The organism is Legionella steigerwaltii, assembly GCF_001468065.1.
In the GTDB taxonomy this organism is placed as follows: Bacteria; Pseudomonadota; Gammaproteobacteria; order Legionellales; family Legionellaceae; genus Legionella; species Legionella steigerwaltii.
The window spans coordinates 14,044-37,992 of sequence record NZ_LNYZ01000017.1 but is presented as its reverse complement, the minus strand read 5'-3'; the positions used below and the strand labels follow the sequence as shown (position 1 = coordinate 37,992).

Sequence of the window (23,949 nt, the reverse complement as noted above, 5' to 3'; positions counted from 1 at the left end):
CATCGGTAACACCTTTTTCTCCTAAGAAAGTGTTACCTATCATCCCGGTTTAAAGTGTTACCAGTCTACCCGGTTTGTACCCCCCTTTTATCCCCTCGCCCCTTTGGGGAGAGGGTTAGGGTGAGGGGTGTATGCAAAGTTCCCTGATTACACAGTGTAATCGGGACGAAAATTTCTATGTTTCATGTATAAATTTGACATATAATCATGCAATCGGTTACAATTATACCCAATATCTAACAAGCACATCTTTAAGAGGCTTAAACACATCATGGACATTATTTCTTAAGTACACCCTACGCCTAGGGCTATGACGGAAGCAGTCAAACAACTGCCCCATTTAGAATACTTAAGTGAGTTACATGATGCATAAGCCAATTCGATTTCAAAATCTTGGTCTTTCTTTCCCCCACAAAACATGTTTTTTAGACTTTAGTGGCCAAGTTTCCAATGGCAGTCGTATTGCGATTATTGGGCGCAACGGCAGTGGAAAATCAACCCTACTCAAATTACTTGCAGGATTACTTGAACCATCTGATGGTGACATCCATTTTCCGCAAGGATTAAATATAGGTTATGTCCCACAAGTCATTGAAGAATATAACTCATTAAGTGGAGGACAGCGTTTTCAAAAATTATTGACGCAGGCATTAGCTTCTGATCCGAATCTCTTAATGCTCGATGAACCCAGTAATCACCTGGATCGTAAAAATCGACATTCTTTGATGAGAATGCTTTCTGATTATGGAGGAACCTTAATTATGGTGACTCATGATATCGAATTATTGCAATCCACTGTAGATACGATTTGGCATATTGATCAAGCCAAAGTAAATGTCTTTACAGGATGTTATGAGGATTATTTGCGAGAGACCAATATTCAGCGTCATGCGATTGAAGATGAAATTGCAGAACTGATACGTCAGAAAAAACAACTGCATGCAGATATGATGAGAGAACAGGCACGAGCCAAAAGCAGTAGAACTCAAGGAGAAAAACACATCCAGCAGAGGAAATGGCCAACCATTGTTTCACAAAGCAAAGCGAGGAATGCACAAGAGACTTCCGGGCGTAAAAAAAGCGCGATCAGTCATAAGAAACACGAATTAAGCCAGCGTTTATCAGGGCTTTACCTAGCTGAGACAATTCATCCCAAATTTGCTGTGCATGGAGTACAAACGAACCAAACTTTAGTAACAATCAGCGAAGGTACTATTGGTTATGATGAAAACAATCCTATTTTGCGTGAATTGAGCCTCTCAATCAAAGCGCGAGACCGGGTTGCAATTTGTGGGGATAATGGTTCAGGTAAATCTACTTTGCTCCGAGCCTTATTGGGTAATCCGTCTGTAATAACAACAGGAAATTGGATTATCCCCCACGCATATGAGATTGGCTATCTTGATCAACATTACACGGCGCTGCCAGAGGATAAAACAGTATGGGAAGCGATAAGCTGTTGCTTAATAAATAAATCCAGTACTGAAATTAGGGAGCATTTAAATGATTTTTTATTCCGAAAAAATGAAGAAGTTGATGCTTTGGTTTCAACCTTATCAGGTGGAGAAAAAGCTAGGCTTTCCTTGGCACAGATTGCGGCGATCACTCCCAAAATACTTATTTTGGATGAAATGACAAACAACCTGGATAGAGAAACACGCGCTCATGTCATTCAGGTACTTAAAGCTTATCCTGGAGCAATGATTGTTATTTCCCATGATGCTAATTTTCTGAATGCTATCCAATTAACTGATCGGTATGAAATTAAGGATGGACTATTAAACACCTTATAGCTGTACCCAAAACCGAGTAAAGATTATGAATAAAAAAAACGTTTCACTAAACAAATTTTTCTTGAGTCTGATAAAACCATACAGTGTATATGTTATTGGATTATTGCTCACTGCTGCTTATTGGGGGATTAATAATGCTCTTTCTCCTTATGTGTTAAAACTAATTATTGATAAGGTTGCGGCATTTTCGGGCGATAAATCAGCTCTATTTGATGCCATAAAACCCTATGTCATTGTATATATCACACTTTGGGTATTAATTGCCGTGGACATGCGTCTTTCGGATTGGCTCCGATTGAAGTTATTCCCCTACTTACGATATGACCTGGTTAATAACATGTTTGCTTATTTGAATCAGCATTCGCATCGTTTTTTCCAAAATAACTTTGCAGGCAGCTTATCCAATAAAATCTCCGACATGACTGCGGGTACTATCGCGATTTTTACAACAATCGATGATGCGGCGGCGCAAATTGTGGGTCTTATTATTGCGATTATCAGCATGCTGATTGTGCAGCCAATATTTGCTTTGATTTTACTTATCTGGGCCATTACTTTTCTGGGGATCGCAATCGTTTATTTCAAACCGGTTCAAGACCTATCGAATTTTTTCGCGACCAGTAAAACGACCCTGGTCGGTAAAATTGTTGATAGCATAAGCAACATTACGAACTTGCGCTTGTTTTCCAGGGCTGCCTTTGAGAATCAAGTCATTCGCAATGCAACCCAGGATACGACCGATAAGGATCAGATCATGCAATGGACCATCCTGAAAATGCGTAGCTATTGGGATCTGAGTATTATCGTGCTGATCGCTGTCAATTTATATGTGCTGGTCGTTATGTACAGTAAAAACCAAGTATCCATTGGTGATTTTAGTTTTGTTATCTCATTATCAATCAGTATTTTTTATAATTTATGGTATCTGGCAAGCCAATTTGTACATTTCGCTGAAGAACTTGGAAAATGCAAACAAGCTTTAACCCTGATTTCAGAACCCCATGAGATCACGGATAAGCCCAATGCGCAGCCTCTAACAGTCACTCAAGGTCGTATTGAATTTAAAAACGTGAGCTTTCACTATGATGAAGGAGCCCATCTTTTTAAAAATAAATCCATTGTGATTGAACCAGGGCAAAAAATTGGTCTGGTAGGCTTATCTGGATCTGGAAAAAGTACTTTTGTAAATCTGATTCTTCGCTTGTTTGATGTGGAGTCAGGACAAATTTTGATTGATGGAAAAAATATTCGCGATGTAACTCAGGAATCATTGCGTGAAAATATTGCAATGATTCCGCAGGATGTAACCTTATTTCATCGCACTTTAATGGAAAACATCCGTTATGGTCATATTGATGCAACCGATGCAGAAGTTGTTGCTGCATCAAAAAAAGCACACTGCCATGAGTTCATTTCCAGACTTCCGGAAAAATATAATGCATTAGTTGGTGAACGAGGAATTAAATTATCAGGAGGACAGCGACAACGGATTGCTATTGCCCGAGCCATGTTGAAAAATGCGCCGATCCTGATTTTGGATGAAGCAACTTCAGCCCTGGATTCACTAACTGAAAAATTGATTCAGGATGGTTTGCATGTGTTAATGCAAAACAGAACAACCATTGTAGTTGCGCACCGACTTTCCACTTTATCTGAAATGGATCGTATCTTGGTTTTTGAAAAAGGGCGTATTATTGAAGATGGTTCACATGAAGAACTGATCAAAATACCAAGTCACTACAGTCGTATGTGGAAAATGCAAGCTGGGGGCTTTTTACCTGATGAGATGTAAGTAGCCTGGGTGAAGCGTAGCGTAACCCGGGTTTTCTTCGCAACAAATTTTCCCGGGTTACGGCTTCGCCTTCACCCAGGCTACAATATGATGCTTTTTAAATTGAGGCGTGTTCGGTAACTGCTTTTTTACTCGTCTCATACTGAATGTTCATTTCAGAAAGTGCTTCTGGTGAGACATCTTTTTTAGCATCAATTGCTCGTTCACTCCATTTAGGAACTCGCACTGCCTTAAAAAAATGATCTTCAGCTTGTTCAAAGCGCTTATCAAAATCAGGCGTATAAAGCTTGCCAAATCCTGTGATTTTCCCATCATCATCTGCCTCTAATGCTACAATCGCTTTTTGAAGCGTAATTGTAGCATCAGATTTTTTACCTTTGATTGCATCCTCCATGAGCTTCTTCGCATCTTCTATCTTTTCAAAAAACAGGACCTCATTGCCTAATGAGTACCCACAAACCTGCTCAAATGCGATGGTATGTAGAGGAGAAACCAAATAAGAAGCCCAATCGGTAAGACTATTACCCGCCTTAATATAAGCAGGACTAACTATCGCGAATATTGTTTTCATTTTATTTCCCTAAAAATTTAAATAGATGAAGTCTGCTCTTGAATGAACTAACTTCAATCTCCATTGAACTTGAAAAAAGTAGTGCTACAACATATAAGGGTTTCATGTGCTAAATTGACAAGTATTTGTAGCCTGTATTAGCGTTTAATCCGAGTTACAAATACTTGTCAATTCAGACAGTAAACACTTGCAGAAGATTGCAACCATTTCTCTCAGGTTAAATATTATCACACGTGTTCTATTTGTATATAAATGCCTGCCATCACTTTTTATAATTACTGCATAGATCATTTCTCATGCCTCAAGCTAAAAAGTACAGTACAAGTTAAGTGCCAATTTTGATACCTATTCCTTTAGAAAACCTCCTCAGAGAACAAATGAACATTAAGAATAATTTTCATCCACTCAACTATACTCAAAATAACCCAGTCAAAAAATTTTGAACTTGCAGGATGCAATGCTGGGCTGACCAAAAAGGAGTTTTGTTATGAAAGTTAATTATTTGCTTGCCCCTTTTATTTTAATGCCACTATGTGTTTTCAGCCAGACTCATGATGATGCGACCACCTTAATGATTTCACAAAGCCCGGAGAATAAAAACAACCAAACTGTCACTTATTCAAATGAAATAGATAGCTTAAAAAAAAACAAATCATTTACCCGTAACATTGATTATCCAACTCAAATCATTCGTATGGATCAAAACATAGAAAATCAACAACTCACCTGTGATGAAGTACATAATCAAATTGATAAAATCTTAGTAAAAAAAATAGTGAATGAACAATTTACTTATGCAATTTATATTAGTTGTATCTATAACCCAGAAACTAAATTAGCAATTCAATTTATTATTAGCAGTTATTTTGATCCTTTAAGTGATGAAGCAGTTTCCTACTTGGAATCCTATCTCAACGAATACAATGGTTCTGATTTATTAGGTACAAAATATAAAATTGAGTCTGCAAAAGGTCTCATCATTTCCCTAGAAATCGCAGCAGGGATGAAAAAAAAGCCCAATAGACCTCCTTTTGTCGAGTATCACAAAGACCGTAGCAATTTCTATTTCAAAAGCAATTATGAAATGAGAAGTAAGTTATTTAGCGATATCTATCAAAACTTCTTTTCTACAGATCCCAATAAAATACTACCTTTCCTGGATAAATGGGTTTCCTCTCATGCAAGTTCCATTTATAAAGCAGTCTTAAGAGACTCAAATTATGTTGAATTACAACCTGAAAAAATTTTCCTTATGGAAAATGAAGAACTATTTGTATCAAACTTTAAGCAGTACTTCGCACATAATTGTGAGCCTTATGAAAACCATCGATGTTTGAATCCTGGTGGAAAAATAGATAACGAGGAAAATTTTTCAGAAGCAGCGTTGTGAATTATGGAATGTAATCTGGGTTCTTTGTAGCCTGGGTGCAGCGCAGCGGAACCCGGGTTTTATGAGCATAAGTGAATCTCCCAACCCGGGTTCCGCTGCGCTGCACCCAGGCTACACTATTTGATGATATCTGATCTCTGTTTAACCTAACTCGGGCTCATATGAGGATACTTTTCGAGGCTTTAATGCGCCCTGCTCCTCGGCAATTGCTTTATCATTTACAATCTTAGTCACACAGGCATCAGACCAAACATTTAAAGCCGTTTCCAACATATCAATTAAACCATAGAAAGGTAAAATGACGCCCATAAGCACAATAGGAACGTTCATACTGGATAATAGGCTAATGCTCAAAAAGAAACATCCCATAGGTACCCCAGCATTGCCAATAGCAGCAACAGTAGCAACGAATACCCACAAAACCATGGTGCCGTAAGAAATAGGCATACCGTGATTCTGCATTAAATAAATCACCGTTGCGAAAATAAAGGCAGCACAACCATTCATGTTAATGCTGGTGCATAAAGGTAAAACAAAACGGCTTACTGCTGGTTTCACCTGCAAATTCTTTTCTATAGTATTCATTGTAACCGGTAATGTACCTACAGAAGACTTAGAGAAAAAAGCGACCGATAATGCAGGAAGCATGGAACGCATTGCGACAAAAGGCCGAATATTATTCTTTTTTAGCCATAAAGGTAAAATTACAAAACCTTGGACTAAATTGGCTAAAACAACAATCAGTAAATACTCACCAATCCCCTTGATATCCATACCTGAACGCAATTGAACAACTGTTGAGGTAATAAAACCAAACAGCCCTAAAGGAATCACTGCAATAATCCAACGCGTCATCACTAAAAACATACCGTGTGCGCCTCGGAAAAACCGCGTAAGGGTATCACGTGCTTCTTCATCAGGAATTTGACGCACTGCAATGCCGATAATAATACTTAAGAACAAGACCCCCATAACTTGTTGTTCAAGAAAAGGAGATAATAGATTAGTAGGGACAATATTTGCCAGATATCCCAAATAACCTAAACTGCTCGCTGATTTGGCTGCTTGCGACACATCCAAATTGACTTGCACTGAGCTGGGTTGAATGATGATATAAAGCAAACAACTGATCACTGCAGCCACTACAGTAGTAGAAAAAGTATACTTAATCGTACGCTGCCAGATTTTTTTCATATATCCATCAGTTTTGTAGTTAGCTAAGGTAACAATGATGGATAAAGAAATGATGGGTAAACTGATGCACTTAAAAAGTTTAATAAACAAATCAGAAATCAATAGCCCTGTTTCTTTCAACACGGCAATGTCTGACAATCCACTGGCAATACCCAAACCAATCATTAAAGCGTAAATCACGGGAGTGCTGAAAATGAGTTTTTTCTGTTGTTGATGCGCTGCACACATGTTGGTGATCCTTAAAAAATGAAAGTAAAGAGATTAGTTAGCAGCAACAACAAGAAACAAGTTTAAAATGAGTGAGAGTTGAACGATGAGTTGTTTGGTTCGAGTGAGTTAACATAAAAACCTTATCTTCGACATGATTAAAATATGTACAATGAGAAATATTCTAACACATCCAGCCTGTTCGTCAAGAGATTTTAACCCCTTTAACACTATAATTTACCAATAACTACACTTACACACGTGAACGTTCACGTTTGTACATGTGAGTGCAGGATTCAAATTTTCAATCTACCAACTCAATGCACTTGATTTGTTGCTTTAACCGAATGATTCGGCGATAAGCATCTTCGATACGTTGGTGTTCTATTCTTTGCTTGAAAACAAGTCGCTCAATTACTTCAATCACTTCTGGCGCCGTAATTTTCCCTAATTGATTCGCGAAAATAAGCATATCAGCCCCTGCATTGATTGACATGCATAAGGCATCTTCAAGTGAGTAATGATCTGTAATTGCTTGCATTTGTAAGTCATCAGCAATGATGACTCCATCATAGCCAATCGTCTCACGCAACGAGCTGGTTAAAATATCATGGGATAAAGTAGCTGGTAAGCCCTGCTTATCCAACTGTTTATTCACTACATGTGCAGTCATAATCAGAGTTGGTTTATAAATATCTTTTGCTAATTGGTAATAAGGAACCAACTCTTCTCTACAGAATGTATTGGTAACGTCCACAAAACCTTTATGGGTATCTCCCAATGCACTGCCATGACCTGGGAAATGTTTATAACAACAAGCAATACCATAATGATAAAAAATATCAACAAATTTTCTGGCCAAACGAACTACATCATCAGGATTCATTGAAAAACTACGCTGTAAGCTTCCAATAATTCCTTGCTCATCTTGTAAATGCAAATCAACAACTGGAGCGAAATTAAGATTAAACCCTAAAGATTTTAAGGTAAATGCCATTTGCGTCAATTCAGCCTGTAAAGCCTCAGGAGATAATTGTGCCATATTGTGGGCACTCATGGTGGGCATACATCCTTCAATCCGTGACAAACGATCAATAGCTCCCCCTTCATAATCTATAGCAATTAATAAGGGCAAATCATTATTTCTGTAATTTATTTCTGAAGAATAATAATTGAGTTGGTGGGTTAGGCGTTTGATTTGTACCTGATTTCTTAAATTCTTACCATATAATCCCGTAGAAATATCTTGATCAAATAACAAAACGCCACCTAGTCCATCCGATGATAGCCATTCAGCAACAGGGCTTTTGTCGTGGATATCAAAACCATCAAAGCCCATAATTAACATTTGACCAATTTTATTTCTAAGAGTAATCATCAGTCGCTCCGTCAACAAATAAGGAAAAATCCTTCCTAAAAATTAGTTTTAGTTTTATGTTGTAGCGAGAATCATACACAAAGATAAAAATTAATGCCATTTATATCTTTTTTGGTGGTATCGGCGGAATACCATCAAAATTACAACTGCAATTGCCTGATACATCAGGAGGCAGAGGAACGAGTGAAAAATCACTAGGATAGCAAACCGTGACATTCCAAGCTGAGTCTCCAGGATTTATTGTATTGGGCAAAGACCAATAATTTTTGGCACTATATGTTTTCCCTTTATCACTTTCCCAAAAAACCGGGGAAAACTGAGCTCGATACATTAGTTTTTGACCCGCTTCACAAGGAAAAGTTTGACGTATCCAAGACTTTCCGGAAGGGACTGTTATCGTAGTTAGAATTTTAGCCGATGCCGCGTCCATTACATCTACAGATACATTATATTTAGTCCAACAACTGTCTTTAACTAAAGTGTAATAACAGGTAATAGCAGCCCAAAGCGGGCTTGATGAAATAAGGCTTAGAATTAAAATAAAAGTTCTTGCTAACATAATTCAATCCTTTTAAATAAAACGTCTTAACAATTTATTTGGCCACAATGGTCAATGAGCCGTTAACAGTCTTTAGAACCATTTATTTATAGTATATACATTATCTATTATAAATTATGTATATAAGTTATAAATTTAGGTCTGCACAAGGGTTGATTTTATTATCCGACCTGTATAAGCTTGCCCGAATTGGAGAGATGGCCGAGCGGTCGAAGGCGCACGCCTGGAAAGTGTGTATACGGCAACGTATCGAGGGTTCGAATCCCTCTCTCTCCGCCAAGCTCGATAAAAAGGCGGTTGTATCATGCTTAAGGTGCTTGCCTTTTTTTATGTTTACTATTCCCATAGGTACTTTTGCAGTGATGGAACTAGGCCTGTAAAAAGGTTCTAAAAAATTCTTATTATTGGCATGCAAGAGTATGATTATGAACAATTCATTTAGGGATATGGCATATGAAATTAATTATAATAGGAATTTTATTATCATTTAATGTAATCGCTAGTGATTATTTCCCTAAACTGACATCACAAGATCAGCCATGGTCTGTTACTGCAAGTGCTGGTACAGGCAGTTATCAAGTCTCTTCTAGAGACAAAAATGCTCCAATAGGACGATTAGCACTGGCTAATGAAATGATGCTTGCAGGAAATATTGCATTGGGCTTGGAATTAGGATTGCAAACAGGGACCCGAATAAAACTAGACATTCCTCAAGAAGCGTTTCATGCGTTTAAAAAATGGATACCGATGCAAACTACTCTTGCCCCTACGTTGGATTTATTAATTACTACCAAAAGTGATCCTCTGGGAAATAGTTCTTTTTTTGCTCAATTAAAAGGAGGCCTGGCTTACAGACATTGGCGGGATGAGCGTGTTCCTCTAAATGACATCTCCCAATTAGCAGGTGAAATACAAGCAGGATTTGGCTATCCAATTACCGCTTTGGCTAGTTTAAGTTTGTTGTATCAAGGAATATTTAGTGGCAATGGTCCGAACTTTCATTTGGATACCTATTCTAAAAGAGATCAATTATCTAACATCCCTACGTTACATGCGGTGCTCGTAGGATTATCGGTTAATTTATAAAAATAATTGTAGCCTGGGTGCAGCGCAGCAGAACCCGGGAATATAATGGCCCCCATCCCAGGCTCCGCTGCGCTGCACCCAGGCTACCAAGCTAATCCGGGCTACAAAGCACCTATGTCTTAGTCACAAATAAATAAAGGATCTTGAGGAAAAGTCAGATTTGAATGCATCTTGAATGAAAAGGTGGCTTTTCCTAGGCTATAATGTGATCAAAACGGATCTACTTCTCTAATGATTTGCAGGAGTATTATCATGAAAGAACAACATTACGCTTATAAAATAACCCATGGAACATTAGGCTTGAATTGTCCTCATTCTGCCTTGGAAAATGATAAAATGGTGGACTTGTTAAAAGAAATAGAAAACCAGCATAGCGATGGAATATTCTGGATATTTAAACAATTTGGTGATCAACCTCAAGAACCACTGTGCATTATAGACTGCTCAAAAAAACGAATTTACTTTCATTATTCCGGTGAAGTTGAAGATTTAAAGGATGCTATAGGCAATTTAAGCCATTAACTTGCTCTCATAAGCGGTTTGTTTATTTTCTTGAATCAAAGTGAATGTTATTTTTTATTTTGATTCTATTTAAATCGTGTCAACTCTAGACAAATGGTTTTTTTTTAGTCACCATTCCCTTCTTTTATTCTAGAGAAAAGTGCTATGTCTTTAAAAGCCAAAATAATTATTTTAAGTTCTATCTTTTTTAATTTATTACCTTGTGCTTACGCAGCTTCTGCAGCAAAGCATATTGAAAATGATACAGCCATTCAAAATGCTGTTTTATTCTATATTAACCAATACAGGCAGCAACACGGCTTATCTAAGCTTACAATGGATAATAATATTGTAATTCAAGCCAAACAACACTCTCAAGATATGGCGAACCACCGTATGCCTTTTGGGCATCAAGACTTTGGAAAACGTATTGCTAAACTGCGTTCACAAATTAAAAATACTGGTGGTGGAGCCGAGAATGTTGCCTACAACTACAAAACGGCTCAAATCGTAGTCAGCCAATGGCTCCGTAGCCCAGGACATAAAAAAAATATTGTAGGAAATTATAATCTAACTGGTATAGGGGTTGCTCGTGACAAACAAGGCAAACTTTATTATACCCAAATTTTTCTACAAACAAGCAAAAACCCTCCTCAAAGACACGCTGCAAGAAGAACCTACATGGGTGTTCCCTTTTTTGGCATTCACAAACATAGTTAATGTTTCATAGATTCGTAGCCTGGGTGCAGCGCAGCGAAACCCGGGTTCCACTTCGCTTCACCCAGGCTACAAAACAATAAATTTCTCATGAACTTAATTTCTCTCATTAATTCAATAAATTAATTAAACCTTGATCAACTTTAACGAAATCTTTGCAAAAAACCAGCGAAATCAAGTGGCATTAGAACGTAGATTGGCCTATCATAGAATCATAGACAGTACACATTGTTCAGCCAACATTATTACTTTGGGAGCCAGAGTGAGAGTGCGGTGAGCAAGCTTAGTAAAGTACTAAGAAGCCTAAAACACTCCAGAGGAGTCCACCTTGGTAAAAAGGACTGTACTCAATCTTACTGTCTATCCCGAATTCCATAAAAAGGCGTATTATTTTAATACGCCTTTTTTATTTCTTAAATTGTAGCCTGGGTGCAGCGAAGCAGAACCCGGGAATACAGTATAACCAATCCCTCCCGGGTTCCGCTTCGCTGCACCCAGGCTACAAAACTAGTACAGCTATAGTGGGAAGTCCTCGTTACACTCGGGATGACAGTATTACTTGTTCGATTGTTTTTTTTTATGTATAACCACTATAATCAAACAGTTAAAGAAACCTGAGTTAGAATTATAATTAATACACGCTTTCTATAATGGACACTCAAGCAAATGGATATTTTATTAATTTTTCTTGTCCTATTCTTTTTTAGCTTATCTTTTGGGCTAATCCGATTCTTTGATTATTTATCAAGGAGTGAATCATGAGCTTGTATTTAAGTTGCGGAATAATTGCTGTGTGTTTGTTAATCTATTTGTTAGTTGTGTTATTCAAACCTGAGTTATTCTAGGGGGATGGATTTAATTTAAACACAGGAAAGGACCCTTATGACAAAACCTGGTTTTTTGCAAATTGTATTTTATTTGTTCTTTTTGTTACTCCTTGTAAAACCATTAGGTTGGTACATGTCACGAGTGTATCAAGGCCGCTCCTGTTTATTAGATACTGTTTTAAGGCCTTTTGAACATCTCATCTACAAGCTTTGCGGTATTCATACACAAGAAGAAATGGGATGGAAAGCCTATTTATCAGCCATGCTCTTCGTTAACTTGGCTGGATTTCTTCTTGTTTATCTCATACAACGAATCCAATTTTATCTCCCATTAAACCCTCAAGGATTTGCCTCCCCATCGCCTGATCTTGCATTTAATACCGCAATTAGCTTTTCCAGCAATACTAATTGGCAAGCCTACGGTGGTGAAACAACGATGAGTTATTTTACGCAAATGTTTGCACTAACCGTACAAAATTTTATCTCGTCAGCAACAGGTATGTCATTACTCATTGCATTTATACGCGGCCTCGTAAAACATGAAAGTAACAGCCTAGGAAATTTTTGGGTAGATACTGTACGTGGAATACTCTATATCTTATTGCCATTGTCTTTAGTTTTTTCACTTATTCTGTGCTCTCAAGGGGTCATTCAGAATTTTAAGCCGAATCAAAAAATCAATCTGATGCATGCTTTTACCTATCAACAACCCATAACGGATGAAGCAGGTAAGCCTGTATTAGATGGCCAAGGTAATCCTCAAACCACACCTGTAAAAATAACAGAACAAATTATTCCTATGGGACCAGTAGCATCACAAATTGCCATTAAACAACTGGGTACTAATGGCGGTGGTTTTTTTAGTGCTAATTCTGCTCATCCATTTGAAAATCCCACACCATTAACCAACTTTCTGGAAATGGTAGCAATCTTGCTTATTCCAGCCGCTCTTTGTTTTACGTTTGGCACTATGGCTCGAGATAAAAGGCAAGGTTGGGCAATATTAATTGCTATGGCCATTCTTTTTGTTCCATGGTTACTATTTGAAGTTGCCATCGAACAAGTAGGAAATCCCTCATTTCAACAAATGGGGATTGATACTATAGCGCAATCAGAACTTTACCCTGCTGGAAACATGGAAGGTAAAGAGACACGTTTTGGTATTGTCAATTCAGCAATCTGGGCCACAGCAACAACAGCAGCCTCTAATGGTTCTGTCAACTCCATGCTCGATTCATTTACCCCTCTAGGAGGATTAGTTCCTTTATGGATGATGCATCTGGGTGAAGTCAGCTTTGGAGGTGTTGGTTCTGGGCTATATGGGATGTTAATGCTGGTTGTTCTCACTGTATTTATTGCTGGACTTATGGTTGGTAGAACCCCTGAATATTTAGGTAAAAAAATTGAACCTTATGAGATGAAAATGGCCTCTATCGCTGTTTTAATTATGCCTTTAATTGTCCTCATTGCCACAGCCTATGCTTCAGTAACCCCTGCTGGAACAAGTTCTATAGCAAATCCCGGGGCACATGGATTTACAGAAATACTCTATGCATTTACTTCTATGGGAAATAATAATGGCAGTGCTTTTGCTGGTTTGAATGCCAACACCCCTTTTTATAATATTGTCGGCGGCGTACTTATGTTGATCAGCCGCTATTGGCTTGCTATTCCTGCACTTGCAATTGCCGGTTCTCTCGTTAGAAAAAAGCGGATTCCTAATAGTTTAGGTACATTAGCCACACACACCCCGCTTTTTATTACTTTATTAGTCTGTATTGTCATTGTTATTAGTGCATTGTCCTTTTTACCAGCCCTTGCCCTTGGTCCAATTGTGGAGCATTTGATGCTTTGGGGGAAATATGGCTTCTAAATCACATTCTATTTGGGATTTTAGCATTATTAGAGGCGCTCTACTCGATTCATTTTTAAAATTAGCCCCTCATACCCAAATAAAAAATCCGGTCATGTTTACCGTTTATGTGAGTTCAATTATCACTACTGCTCTTTTTATACAGGCACTCCTAGGAAATGGAGAGGCTCCACCCTTGTTTATTCTAGCGATTAGTTTATGGCTTTGGTTTACACTCTTGTTTGCTAACTTTGCGGAAGCTATGGCAGAAGGTCGAGGCAAGGCCCAGGCACAAGAATTACGTCGCGCACGACAAGAAATTCAAGCTAAAAAATTGGCTAAGGCATCTAAAAGCGCAAAATTCACGATGATTCCATCAGTGCAACTCCGTGCTGGGGATTTGGTTTTGGTTGAAGCAGGCGATTTTATTCCCAGTGACGGTGAGATTATTGAAGGAATTGCTTCAGTCAATGAAAGTGCCATCACCGGCGAAAGCGCCCCGGTAATTCGTGAAAGCGGTGGAGATCGAAGTGCAGTCACTGGAGGGACTCAAATTATCTCAGATTGGCTTATCATCCGTATTACTTCGAATCCGGGTGAAACCTTCTTGGATCGAATGATTTCCCTAGTCGAAGGTGCAAAAAGACAAAAAACTCCGAATGAGCTCGCATTAACAATTTTACTGGCCGCACTAACCATCGTGTTCCTGGTGGTTTGCAGTACCCTACTCTCTTTTTCAATTTTCAGTGTATCTGTCACTAAATCAGGCTCAGCAATTTCAATCACAGTACTCGTTGCTCTTTTTGTTTGTTTGGCACCAACAACGATTGGGGGGTTACTTTCTGCAATTGGTATTTCTGGCATGGATCGTATGATTCAAGCCAATGTCATTGCTTTATCCGGACGCGCTGTTGAAGCTGCGGGTGATGTTGACGTTTTATTGCTTGATAAAACAGGGACAATTACTTTAGGAAACCGTCAGGCAACAGAATTTATTCCAGCAGAAGGAGTCAATGTCAGAGATTTAGCCGACGCAGCTCAATTGGCTTCTCTTGCTGATGAAACGCCTGAGGGTCGAAGCATTGTTATTCTTGCGAAAAGAAAATATAAATTGCGCGGCAGAGCACTTGCTCAGCTGAATGCAACCTTTATTCCTTTTACCGCACAAACCCGAATGAGTGGCGCAAATCTTGGAACTCGACAAATTCGCAAAGGCTCATCAGAAGCCATCGAAGAATACATTAATGAGTTAGGGGGTAACGTTCCTGAAAATGTGAAAACTAATGTTGAAATTATTTCGCGCCAAGGAGGAACAGCGCTGGTTGTTACAGAAGGCCCAAAAGTACTGGGAATTATTCGTCTTAAAGACATTATTAAAGGAGGAATTCGTGAGCGATTTGCGCAATTAAGACAAATGGGGATTAAAACCATCATGGTAACAGGCGATAATCCGCTAACTGCTGCCTCAATTGCCGGCGAAGCAGGAGTAGATGATTTTCTTGCCAATGCAAAGCCCGAAGATAAACTTAAATTGATTCGCGACCTACAGGCTCAAGGTCATTTAGTAGCAATGACTGGTGACGGGACCAACGATGCCCCGGCACTTGCACAAGCTGATGTTGCAGTAGCCATGAATTCAGGAACACAAGCCGCAAAAGAAGCAGGTAATCTAGTCGATTTGGATTCAAATCCTACTAAATTAATTGAAGTCGTTGAAATAGGTAAACAGTTGCTTATGACACGCGGTTCCTTAACGACATTTAGTCTTGCTAATGATATTGCGAAATATTTTGCTATCTTACCCGCGGCATTTGCAAGTACGTATCCAGCACTGAATGTTCTCAATATCATGCATCTTCAAACACCGCAAACTGCTGTGCTTTCCGCAGTAATTTTTAATGCACTTATTATTGTTTTACTCATCCCTTTAGCCTTACATGGAGTAAAATACCGACGACTTCCTGCGGCTCAACTCCTTAGAAAAAATGTAATTATCTATGGGTTAGGTGGATTAATCGTTCCTTTCATCGGCATTAAAATCATTGATTTGCTCTTAACAATGTTGGGTTTAACAGGATAAAAAATGGTTATGGAAGCTCTAAAACAAATAAAAATCGCCTTAATCTTTCTACTTCTTTTTTCAGTTCTGACGGGTTTAATCTATCCTGCATTCGTTACTGCATTAGCTCAAATATTTTTTCCTTATCAAGCAAATGGCAGCTTGTTACGATACGAAGGCAATCCAATTGGTTCTGCACTCATCGGACAATACTTCGATGCACCCAACTACTTTTGGGGACGTCCTTCTGCCACAACCCCATTTCCCTACAATGCAATGAATTCCTCCGGTTCAAATATGGGACCTTCTAATCCAGAGTTTTTAGATACTGTAGGAAAGCGGATCGCTGGACTTCACCAATTCTCTTTGGCCGATCAAAATGAAACAGCCAAGCAATTAATCCCAGTAGATTTAGTTACTGCATCTGCCAGTGGATTGGATCCTGAAATAAGCCCACTCGCAGCCTTTTATCAGATACCTCGCATTGCCAAAGCACGCCGGATTTCAGAACAAGAAATTCAAGAACTAGTGAATCAATTAATAAAAAAACGCACCCTGCATCTTTTGGGAGAACCACGAATCAATGTATTAGAGCTTAATTTAGCTCTGGATCACATAAGGACTACTAAATGACCGATAAACGCCCTGATCCCAATGCATTATTACAACAGGTCTTAGAAGAAGAACAACAAAAGCAAACTGGCAAACTCAAAATTTATCTCGGTGCTGCACCAGGGGTAGGGAAAACTCACTCCATGCTCCATGAAGCAATGCAAGAGCAATCTAAAGGATTAGACATTGTAGTTGGTATTGTCGAATCGCATGGACGATCTGAAATAGAGGAAATACTTAAAAATTTCGTCATCTTGCCTAAAGTAACAATTGATTATCACGGAAAACAATTACAAGAATTTGATTTGGACGCTGCTCTGAAAAGAAATCCAGGATTAATCCTCATGGATGAAATGGCTCATACAAATGTTAGCGGTGTACGGCATAAAAAGCGCTGGCAAGATATTAAAGAACTGTTGGACCGTGGAATTGATGTATGTACTACCCTCAATGTTCAACATATAGAAAGCCTCAATGATGATGTGTCACAAATCATTCATGCCCCTGTTCAGGAAACTGTTCCGGACGCTATGATAGAAAGAGCCAATACAATTGAGTTAGTCGACTTAGCCCCAGAAGATTTATTAAAACGCCTTTCCGAGGGTAAAGTCTACGTCCCCAAACAAGCGCGTCTCGCTGCAGAGTTTTATTTTCGCAAAGGTAATTTAATGGCGTTACGTGAATTGGCATTACGTACTCTAGCAAAACGGGTTAATACCCAAGTACTTTTATACAGACAAGGCCAAGGGATTAAACACATCTGGCCCATCATGGAAAAAATACTTGTTTGCGTTGGCCCTGGTCCGGAATCACATAAATTGATTCGAGCAGCCAAAAGGATGGCTACTAGCCTACAAGCGGATTGGATTGCAGTATATGTTGACTCTACTCGAGTTCAATTGTCCAGGACTCAACGAAATCAAGCCATAAAGAATTTATTTTTTGCAGAACAGTTAGGTGCTGAAACTCATATTTTAATGGGTTATGACCTTGTTAAAGAAATCATCAATTTTTCCCGTGAACAAAATGTCACACTCATTATGATCTGCAAACAAATTCGTACTCGATGGAGAAATTTTTTCTTTCGCATTTTGGCCGACGAAATTTTACGCTATAGTGGTGAAATTGATGTATATACGATGACCATAGCATCAAAGAAATCAAGTGAAAAATCTCTTCTTAAACCAAAGACGTCTTGGTTTTATTACCTTTTATCGACTGGCATTGTCGCAATTACGACATTTCTCAATTATTTAATTTATCCTTTAGTCAACGAAACCAGTTTAACTCTAGTCTATTTAATAGGAATGATTTGCATTGCTTTATTAGGGCGTACAGGCCCTGCAATCGCAGGAATTATTCTCAGCATATTGGCATATGATTATTTGTTTATTCCACCGTACTACAGTTTTTTCATTTCACAATCCGATTATTTCTTCACTTTGATTATGATGTTCATTATGGCGCTTATTATTTGCCAACTAACCTTAGTCACCCGCCGCCAATCAGAAATTGCCCGTCTTGCAGAATATCAAACATCAGCCTTATATACTTTAAGTCGAAGATTATCGAGAACGCGTGGCATAGTCAGATTACTCAGAACTGGGGTCAATTATATTTCAGAAATTTTTCACTGTGAGATTATTGCGCTATTACCAAAAAATGGACAGCTCGTTGTTCGAGCGAGCGCGAAATCACATCAAGAATTGGACGAAAAAGAATACAGCATCGCCCAGTGGGTATTTGAACTAGGACAAAAAGCAGGATGGGGAACTGATACGCTCTCATTTTCTAATGCATTGTTTATTCCTTTGCTTGGCGCACGCGGTACAATGGGAGTTTTGAGGGTCCAACCCACTAAGAACAGTGATTATACACCTGAAAAAATACAGCTTCTGGAGTCATGCGCGAATCAAATTGCGCTGGCTATCGAGGTAGACAATTTGCAAGAAGAACAAAATAAGCCAAGCAATCTTCTTTGATAATCATTCTTAGCCGTTGTAGCCTGGTTACAATTTCTGCAATACTCAGATTACTCTGGAAAATCAGTCTAAATTACAATAGGATAATGAATATTTAGGTAAAAAGGATTTACCCCATGATGATTGCAACCCTACTAGCACCAGGCAATGAAACCCGAGTAGCCATCACCCCTAACTCAGCAAAGCACTTTATCAAATCAGGTTTTGAAGTCGCTATAGAAAAAAATGCAGGTCTCGCTGCAAGCTTTAGAGATCAGGATTATGAGCAAGTTGGTGTATCGATTCAGAATAAAAAAAGTATATTGGAGAAAGCCAACGTTCTTCTTTGCATTCATGAGCCTGATCCCAAAGAGCTAGAGGGTTTATCCCAAGGTGCCCTAGTCATAGGCCATATCGATAATGTTCCAGAGAGTAAATTAATTACCTGGTGCAAGGAAAAACAAATTACGTTATTTTCAATGAACCTAATACCTCGGATAAGTCGCGCCCAAAGCATGGATAGTCTATCCTCACAAGCAAATTTAGCAGGCTATAGAGCGGTCTTAGAAGCATGCACTCAATTTCATCGAGCAATTCCCATGATGATGACCGCTGCAGGAATGATTCAACCAGCGAAAGTACTTGTTCTTGGTGCTGGAGTTGCAGGTTTACAGGCAATAGCAACAGCCAAACGTTTAGGTGCCGTAGTTTATGCATTTGACGTACGACGTGCAGCAAAAGAACAAGTTGAAAGCTTAGGCGCGGAATTTATTGAGGTAAGCCAGGATCAAGACAGTGAAACCAAAGGAGGATACGCCTCCGAAATGAGTGAAGAGTATAAAAAACTTCAGGCAGAACTTATTGATCAATACGCTAAATTAGCAGATATCGTTATTTCTACAGCCTTAATCCCCGGTAGAAAAGCACCTATTTTATTGTATAAAAAAACTATAGAACAAATGAAAACCGGTTCAGTTGTCGTTGATCTTGCAACCTCCAGAGGAGGAAATTGTGAAGTCAGTATTCCTGATAAAACAATAAAACATGGAGAAGTAACTGTCATTGGTTTAAGCAACATGGCGGGATTGGTTCCGGCTACTGCAAGCGAGCTTTATGCTAATAATCTAGTGCATTTGATTAGCCTCTTAGCATCAAACCCGCCCGAAATTACGTTAAATCCTAATGATGAAATCATTCAGCAAGCAGTGCTTTGTCATCAGAATCAATATCTACCGTTCCAGGTAATAAAGGAGACACAAAATGCATGAGATGAACACTCTTGGAAATCCATACATTGCCATACTGACCATTTTCGTTTTGGCCTGCTTTGTTGGATATTATGTGGTTTGGAAAGTCACCCCAGCCCTACATACCCCATTAATGTCAGTAACCAACGCCATATCCAGTATTATTGTTTTAGGGGCACTTATTGCTGCAGGTACTCAGCTAACAGGGAAAATCACGTGGATTGGCGGCCTTGCAATATTTATTACCTCAATTAACATTTTTGGTGGATTTGTTGTAACCCAACGTATGTTACGTATGTATAAAAAATAATTACAAAAATTGTAACCATTCACCACGATTTTAGAATCTTGGTGAAAAGTCAGATTTGAGTGCAGGTTGGACGAAATATGGCTTTCGGTGAATAGTTACAAAAAATAAGGATGACTTTTCATGACAACCCTGGTTCCTTTATTTTATCTATTATCTGCTGTGTGTTTTATACTGGCGCTCAAAGGTCTAGCCAGTCCTGCATCGGCACGAAGAGGAAATCTTTTAGGAATTGCCGGTATGATTCTCGCGGTAGGCTCAACCTTGATGATGCCTACGACATACCATCAGTCCCTACTCATTTGTTTAATCATCGCAGGAGGAATAATAGGAACCTTCATTGCTTTCAAAATTAATATGACCGCTATACCGCAGCTTGTTGCTGCGTTTCATTCATTAGTGGGTATGGCTGCAGTATTAGTTGCGTTCTGTGCGTTCTTATCCCCTACTTCGTTCCATATCGGAGTTCCAGGAGCCATAGCCAAAGCAAGTCTTGTCGAAATGAGCCTTGGTTTAATTATAGGTGCCATCACTTTTTCAGGTTCGGTAATTGCCTTTCTCAAATTGCAAGGAATTATGTCGGGCGTCCCTATTAAACTCATAGGCCATAATACGATTAATCTTGTTACCGCAGTAGTCATCGTCATTTTATTTGTTTTGTTTTTAATTAATCAGACGCTTACACTTTTTAGTGTAATGGCCGGGCTCTCTTTTTTACTGGGTGTATTACTCATTATCCCTATTGGTGGTGCGGACATGCCTGTAGTTATCTCCATGCTTAACTCGTACTCAGGGTGGGCAGCTGCAGGTATTGGATTTACACTCAGCAACCATTTACTTGTGATTACTGGAGCCTTAGTAGGCGCGAGCGGGGCTATCCTGAGTTATATCATGTGTGTAGGGATGAACCGTTCGATTTTTAACGTGATTTTTGGAGGTATCCAATCTTCAGGAAGTCATTCACAAGCTAATGCAACAAATGAATCGCGCTCGGTACGACAAGGAAATGGTGAAGATGCAGCATTCCTCTTAAGTAATGCTAAAGATGTAATCATTGTTCCAGGATATGGTATGGCAGTAGCACATGCGCAACATGCAGTTAAAGAATTAGTTGATGCCCTTGAACATCGCAATATCAAAGTTCGCTTTGCTATCCACCCGGTTGCTGGTCGTATGCCCGGACATATGAATGTGTTACTCGCGGAAGCCAATATTCCTTACGATAGGGTTTTTGAACAAAGTGAAATTAACCGTGATTTTGCAAGCTGTGATGTAGCGTATGTTATTGGAGCGAATGACATCACCAATCCCGCAGCAAAAACTGATCCAGGCTCACCAATTTATGGCATGCCAGTCTTGGAAGTAGAAAGAGCAAAAAATGTATTATTTGTTAAACGAAGCTTAGCTCCAGGCTATGCAGGCGTCGAAAACGATTTATTTTACCACGATAATACGTACATGCTTTTTGGTGATGCCAAAGCAATGACTGAATCTATTGCTAAGGCTTTGGAAGCATTGTAATCCCTCAATAGTACAAGTCCCAATGTAGCCTGGGTGAAGGCAAAGCCATAGCCCGGGTTTCGATGTCGATAATTTAGTTCCAACGTTTGCCATACATACAAAATAAAGGTATCTTAGCTCGTTTACTATCATTATGGAGTTGTATAATGCTACGAAAATTTGGGCTTGGCTTGTTGTGTGTCGCCGCGTCTTTAAGTACAAGCGCGTATTCAATGGAAACTCATTTACTCCGACAAGGAGTCACAATTGAATATGAATTGCCTAGTAATGATCCTCAACTATTTCTTAACTATCTATTTTGGCCAGTAGAAGCCAATTGTAAAATAGTTACAGAAGATGTAAGTGATGAATTTCTAGTTATGGCATTAGCTAAAAAAGGAAAAATTAATGACATCAGTTTGTCAGCAGGAGAATCGCTACGAATCACTGTACATCCAGGTGAAAATCTGAAGATAAGTGCTGAATCTGGTGCAAAAGTTGAAATCACAAATTTTGGTCAACATACTGTTAAAGCAATTTGTACTGCTTAATGAAGAAGTCTTTTATATTGTAGCTTGGGTGCAACGAAGTGAAACCCAGGTTCCGCGATGCTTCACCCAGGCTACAAATTAACAACCTAATGCTCTCTTGTCGCATGAAACTTAATTTTAGGATACCGTTCTTCAGCCATTGTTAAATTAACACGAGTTGGAGCAAGATACATCAGCGCATCGCTTCCATCCAAAGCCAAATAATCATGTGCTTTTGTTCGGAATTCACTCATTGCTTTATCATCATCAGAGTAAACCCAACGAGCACAAGCAATATTCACTGTTTCATAAATACAATCCACTTTATATTCATGTTTTAAACGATGAGCTACTACATCAAATTGCAGCACACCAACTGCTCCTAGAATTAACTGGTTGCTATTTAATGGTCGAAATACTTGCGTCGCGCCTTCCTCAGATAATTCGATTAAACCTTTTAATAAAGCCTTGCTCTTTAATGGGTCTTTCAAGCGCACTAGCCGAAACAACTCCGGTGCAAAATTGGGAATACCAGTGAATTTCAATTGCTCACCTTGAGTAAAGGTATCACCAATCCGAATCGTTCCATGGTTATGTAAACCAATAATATCACCAGATAAAGCAATTTCTGTATGTGAACGATCACCCGCCATAAAGGTTAGTGCATTGGAAATTTGCACCTCTTTACCAATACGCAGGTGATTGATTTTCATTCCTTTTCTGTAAGCCCCAGAACAGATCCGTAAAAAAGCGATTCTATCTCTGTGTTTGGGATCCATATTAGCCTGGATTTTAAACACAAATCCGGAGAAAGCATCTTCATTAGGAGATACAATGCGCTCCTGGGCTGTCCGAGGTTGTGGGCCTGGAGCATAGCGCACATAATCGTCCAATAACTCTTTAATGCCGAAATTATTAATTGCCGAACCAAAATAAACTGGCGTCATTTTGCCCGCTAAATAGTCCCCCAAATTGAATTCATGAGAAGCTCCTTTTACCAATTCAATTTCTTCACGTAACTCTTGAGCGCTATCACCCAATAGTTCATCCAACTGAGGATTATCCAAACCTTTAATTTGCATGGCCTCTTGTTTTTGTGCATTTTTGCCAGGCTGATATAGATAAACAATGTCTTCATAGCGATGATAAATGCCTTTAAAACGTTTCCCCATACCGACAGGCCAGGTAACCGGGGCACATTGAATACCTAAAACTGATTCAACCTCATCCAACAAATCAATAGGATCTCGACCTTCACGATCCAGTTTATTAATAAAAGTCATGATTGGCGTATCACGCAAACGACATACTTCCATCAACTTAACCGTTCGTTCCTCAACCCCTTTAGCTACGTCAATAACCATTAATGCTGAATCTACTGCGGTCAGCGTACGGTACGTATCTTCAGAAAAGTCCTCATGCCCAGGGGTATCTAACAAATTCATTACATGCTGATTATGCACAAACTGCATCACTGAGGTCGTAATCGAAATACCGCGCTCTTTTTCCATTTCCATCCAATCTGAGGTCGCATGTCGATCGGCTTTACGTCCTTTTACTGTCCCTGCCAATTGAATTGCACCTCCGAACAAAAGTAATTTTTCAGTTACTGTTGTTTTACCTGCGTCAGGGTGAGAGATAATTGCGAAAGTTCGTCGTGTATTAAAATCCTGATAAAAATCGGACATGAAGTTCTCTAAATAAATATAAGGTTGTCGTATGTAGTGAATTTTAAGACATTCCTGAACAAATACAAGACGAGCCATTGGTTCTAAGGTAATCAAATGTTCAAAAAAGGTAATTACACTGAATTTAAATAGTCTTTAAGCCTTAAAAACGCTATGATTAAGGCATTCAAGGAAATGC

20 protein-coding genes and 1 tRNA gene are annotated in these 23,949 nt (G+C 39.0%); 16 read left to right on the top strand and 5 right to left on the bottom strand.

From position 1 onward, the window contains the following. The first annotated feature begins 362 nt into the window (after positions 1–362). A complete protein-coding gene (locus Lstg_RS11805) occupies positions 363–1,793 on the top strand; it encodes an ATP-binding cassette domain-containing protein (protein ID WP_058477888.1) in 1,431 nt (476 codons plus the stop codon). Positions 1,794–1,818: 25 nt separating this feature from the next. Then, positions 1,819–3,585: an ABC transporter ATP-binding protein gene (locus Lstg_RS11800; RefSeq protein ID WP_058477887.1), complete on the top strand. Its 1,767-nt coding sequence runs from the start codon at positions 1,819–1,821 to the stop codon at positions 3,583–3,585. Between the two features lie 97 nt (positions 3,586–3,682). Here the strand turns inward: Lstg_RS11800 and Lstg_RS11795 are convergent, their stop codons facing one another. Further along, the gene (locus Lstg_RS11795; RefSeq protein WP_058477886.1) at positions 3,683–4,156 is read right to left on the bottom strand and encodes a hypothetical protein; all 474 of its coding nucleotides are present in this window, start codon (positions 4,154–4,156) and stop codon (positions 3,683–3,685) included. A 487-nt stretch (positions 4,157–4,643) separates the two neighbouring features. On the opposite strand from Lstg_RS11795, the gene Lstg_RS11790 reads away from it, so the two are divergent. Further along, complete coding sequence (locus tag Lstg_RS11790) at positions 4,644–5,546, top strand: Lpg0189 family type II secretion system effector (RefSeq protein ID WP_058477885.1); 903 nt, start codon at positions 4,644–4,646, stop codon at positions 5,544–5,546. Between the two features lie 141 nt (positions 5,547–5,687). On the opposite strand, the gene Lstg_RS11785 is transcribed toward Lstg_RS11790, so the two are convergent. From Lstg_RS11785 to Lstg_RS11775, 3 genes are all read right to left on the bottom strand, one after another. Then, positions 5,688–6,968 carry a dicarboxylate/amino acid:cation symporter gene (locus tag Lstg_RS11785; RefSeq protein ID WP_058477884.1) on the bottom strand — a complete coding sequence of 427 codons (1,281 nt, stop codon included), beginning with the start codon at positions 6,966–6,968 and terminating at the stop codon, positions 5,688–5,690. Positions 6,969–7,251: 283 nt separating this feature from the next. Further along, on the bottom strand, positions 7,252–8,325 hold the full coding sequence (locus Lstg_RS11780; protein ID WP_058477883.1) for a glycoside hydrolase family 3 N-terminal domain-containing protein: 1,074 nt from the start codon (positions 8,323–8,325) through the stop codon (positions 7,252–7,254). 100 nt (positions 8,326–8,425) lie between these two features. Next, on the bottom strand, positions 8,426–8,884 hold the full coding sequence (locus Lstg_RS11775) for a hypothetical protein (RefSeq protein ID WP_058477882.1): 459 nt from the start codon (positions 8,882–8,884) through the stop codon (positions 8,426–8,428). A 191-nt stretch (positions 8,885–9,075) separates the two neighbouring features. Here Lstg_RS11775 and Lstg_RS11770 point away from each other — a divergent pair. The 13 genes from Lstg_RS11770 to Lstg_RS11715 all read left to right on the top strand — a co-directional run bounded on the left by Lstg_RS11770 (position 9,076) and on the right by Lstg_RS11715 (position 22,104). Then, positions 9,076–9,163: transfer RNA gene (locus Lstg_RS11770), tRNA-Ser, on the top strand. A gap of 174 nt (positions 9,164–9,337) precedes the next feature. Continuing rightward, positions 9,338–9,970, top strand: a complete 633-nt coding sequence (locus Lstg_RS11765; RefSeq protein WP_058477881.1) for a hypothetical protein — start codon at positions 9,338–9,340, stop codon at positions 9,968–9,970. Between the two features lie 252 nt (positions 9,971–10,222). Then, positions 10,223–10,492 carry a hypothetical protein gene (locus tag Lstg_RS11760; RefSeq protein WP_058477880.1) on the top strand — a complete coding sequence of 90 codons (270 nt, stop codon included), beginning with the start codon at positions 10,223–10,225 and terminating at the stop codon, positions 10,490–10,492. Positions 10,493–10,636: 144 nt separating this feature from the next. After that, positions 10,637–11,191, top strand: coding sequence for a CAP domain-containing protein (locus Lstg_RS11755; RefSeq protein ID WP_058477879.1), 555 nt, complete (start codon positions 10,637–10,639; stop codon positions 11,189–11,191). A gap of 755 nt (positions 11,192–11,946) precedes the next feature. After that, the gene (gene kdpF / locus Lstg_RS18195) at positions 11,947–12,033 is read left to right on the top strand and encodes a K(+)-transporting ATPase subunit F (protein ID WP_082650847.1); all 87 of its coding nucleotides are present in this window, start codon (positions 11,947–11,949) and stop codon (positions 12,031–12,033) included. 37 nt (positions 12,034–12,070) lie between these two features. Beyond that, positions 12,071–13,888, top strand: a complete 1,818-nt coding sequence (gene kdpA / locus Lstg_RS11750; protein ID WP_058477878.1) for a potassium-transporting ATPase subunit KdpA — start codon at positions 12,071–12,073, stop codon at positions 13,886–13,888. Further along, on the top strand, positions 13,878–15,947 hold the full coding sequence (gene kdpB, locus Lstg_RS11745) for a potassium-transporting ATPase subunit KdpB (protein WP_058477877.1): 2,070 nt from the start codon (positions 13,878–13,880) through the stop codon (positions 15,945–15,947). The genes kdpA and kdpB overlap by 11 nt, the downstream gene beginning before the upstream one ends. A gap of 3 nt (positions 15,948–15,950) precedes the next feature. Next, positions 15,951–16,559: a potassium-transporting ATPase subunit KdpC gene (gene kdpC / locus Lstg_RS11740; RefSeq protein WP_058477876.1), complete on the top strand. Its 609-nt coding sequence runs from the start codon at positions 15,951–15,953 to the stop codon at positions 16,557–16,559. After that, positions 16,556–18,520 carry a DUF4118 domain-containing protein gene (locus Lstg_RS11735; RefSeq protein WP_058477875.1) on the top strand — a complete coding sequence of 655 codons (1,965 nt, stop codon included), beginning with the start codon at positions 16,556–16,558 and terminating at the stop codon, positions 18,518–18,520. Before kdpC ends, Lstg_RS11735 begins: the two co-directional genes overlap by 4 nt. Positions 18,521–18,636: 116 nt before the next feature. Further along, a complete protein-coding gene (locus Lstg_RS11730; RefSeq protein ID WP_058477874.1) occupies positions 18,637–19,767 on the top strand; it encodes a Re/Si-specific NAD(P)(+) transhydrogenase subunit alpha in 1,131 nt (376 codons plus the stop codon). Further along, a complete protein-coding gene (locus Lstg_RS11725) occupies positions 19,760–20,056 on the top strand; it encodes a proton-translocating transhydrogenase family protein (protein ID WP_058477873.1) in 297 nt (98 codons plus the stop codon). The genes Lstg_RS11730 and Lstg_RS11725 overlap by 8 nt, the downstream gene beginning before the upstream one ends. A 120-nt stretch (positions 20,057–20,176) precedes the next feature. Next, entirely contained in the window at positions 20,177–21,574 is a 1,398-nt protein-coding gene (locus Lstg_RS11720; RefSeq protein ID WP_058477872.1) for an NAD(P)(+) transhydrogenase (Re/Si-specific) subunit beta, read from the top strand. Between the two features lie 146 nt (positions 21,575–21,720). Beyond that, positions 21,721–22,104 carry a hypothetical protein gene (locus Lstg_RS11715; RefSeq protein WP_058477871.1) on the top strand — a complete coding sequence of 128 codons (384 nt, stop codon included), beginning with the start codon at positions 21,721–21,723 and terminating at the stop codon, positions 22,102–22,104. 86 nt (positions 22,105–22,190) lie between these two features. Here the strand turns inward: Lstg_RS11715 and Lstg_RS11710 are convergent, their stop codons facing one another. After that, the gene (locus tag Lstg_RS11710; protein WP_058477870.1) at positions 22,191–23,771 is read right to left on the bottom strand and encodes a peptide chain release factor 3; all 1,581 of its coding nucleotides are present in this window, start codon (positions 23,769–23,771) and stop codon (positions 22,191–22,193) included. Positions 23,772–23,949 lie beyond the last annotated feature (178 nt).

Bases quoted from the DNA above. Each gene is read 5' to 3' on its own strand.
- Lstg_RS11805 (WP_058477888.1), top strand. From the start codon at position 363: ATGATGCATAAGCCAATTCGATTTCAAAATCTTGGTCTTTCTTTCCCC.
- Lstg_RS11800 (WP_058477887.1), top strand. From the start codon at position 1,819: ATGAATAAAAAAAACGTTTCACTAAACAAATTTTTCTTGAGTCTGATA.
- Lstg_RS11795 (WP_058477886.1), bottom strand. From the start codon at position 4,156: ATGAAAACAATATTCGCGATAGTTAGTCCTGCTTATATTAAGGCGGGT.
- Lstg_RS11790 (WP_058477885.1), top strand. From the start codon at position 4,644: ATGAAAGTTAATTATTTGCTTGCCCCTTTTATTTTAATGCCACTATGT.
- Lstg_RS11785 (WP_058477884.1), bottom strand. From the start codon at position 6,968: ATGTGTGCAGCGCATCAACAACAGAAAAAACTCATTTTCAGCACTCCC.
- Lstg_RS11780 (WP_058477883.1), bottom strand. From the start codon at position 8,325: ATGATTACTCTTAGAAATAAAATTGGTCAAATGTTAATTATGGGCTTT.
- Lstg_RS11775 (WP_058477882.1), bottom strand. From the start codon at position 8,884: ATGTTAGCAAGAACTTTTATTTTAATTCTAAGCCTTATTTCATCAAGC.
- Lstg_RS11765 (WP_058477881.1), top strand. From the start codon at position 9,338: ATGAAATTAATTATAATAGGAATTTTATTATCATTTAATGTAATCGCT.
- Lstg_RS11760 (WP_058477880.1), top strand. From the start codon at position 10,223: ATGAAAGAACAACATTACGCTTATAAAATAACCCATGGAACATTAGGC.
- Lstg_RS11755 (WP_058477879.1), top strand. From the start codon at position 10,637: ATGTCTTTAAAAGCCAAAATAATTATTTTAAGTTCTATCTTTTTTAAT.
- kdpF (WP_082650847.1), top strand. From the start codon at position 11,947: ATGAGCTTGTATTTAAGTTGCGGAATAATTGCTGTGTGTTTGTTAATC.
- kdpA (WP_058477878.1), top strand. From the start codon at position 12,071: ATGACAAAACCTGGTTTTTTGCAAATTGTATTTTATTTGTTCTTTTTG.
- kdpB (WP_058477877.1), top strand. From the start codon at position 13,878: ATGGCTTCTAAATCACATTCTATTTGGGATTTTAGCATTATTAGAGGC.
- kdpC (WP_058477876.1), top strand. From the start codon at position 15,951: ATGGTTATGGAAGCTCTAAAACAAATAAAAATCGCCTTAATCTTTCTA.
- Lstg_RS11735 (WP_058477875.1), top strand. From the start codon at position 16,556: ATGACCGATAAACGCCCTGATCCCAATGCATTATTACAACAGGTCTTA.
- Lstg_RS11730 (WP_058477874.1), top strand. From the start codon at position 18,637: ATGATGATTGCAACCCTACTAGCACCAGGCAATGAAACCCGAGTAGCC.
- Lstg_RS11725 (WP_058477873.1), top strand. From the start codon at position 19,760: ATGCATGAGATGAACACTCTTGGAAATCCATACATTGCCATACTGACC.
- Lstg_RS11720 (WP_058477872.1), top strand. From the start codon at position 20,177: ATGACAACCCTGGTTCCTTTATTTTATCTATTATCTGCTGTGTGTTTT.
- Lstg_RS11715 (WP_058477871.1), top strand. From the start codon at position 21,721: ATGCTACGAAAATTTGGGCTTGGCTTGTTGTGTGTCGCCGCGTCTTTA.
- Lstg_RS11710 (WP_058477870.1), bottom strand. From the start codon at position 23,771: ATGTCCGATTTTTATCAGGATTTTAATACACGACGAACTTTCGCAATT.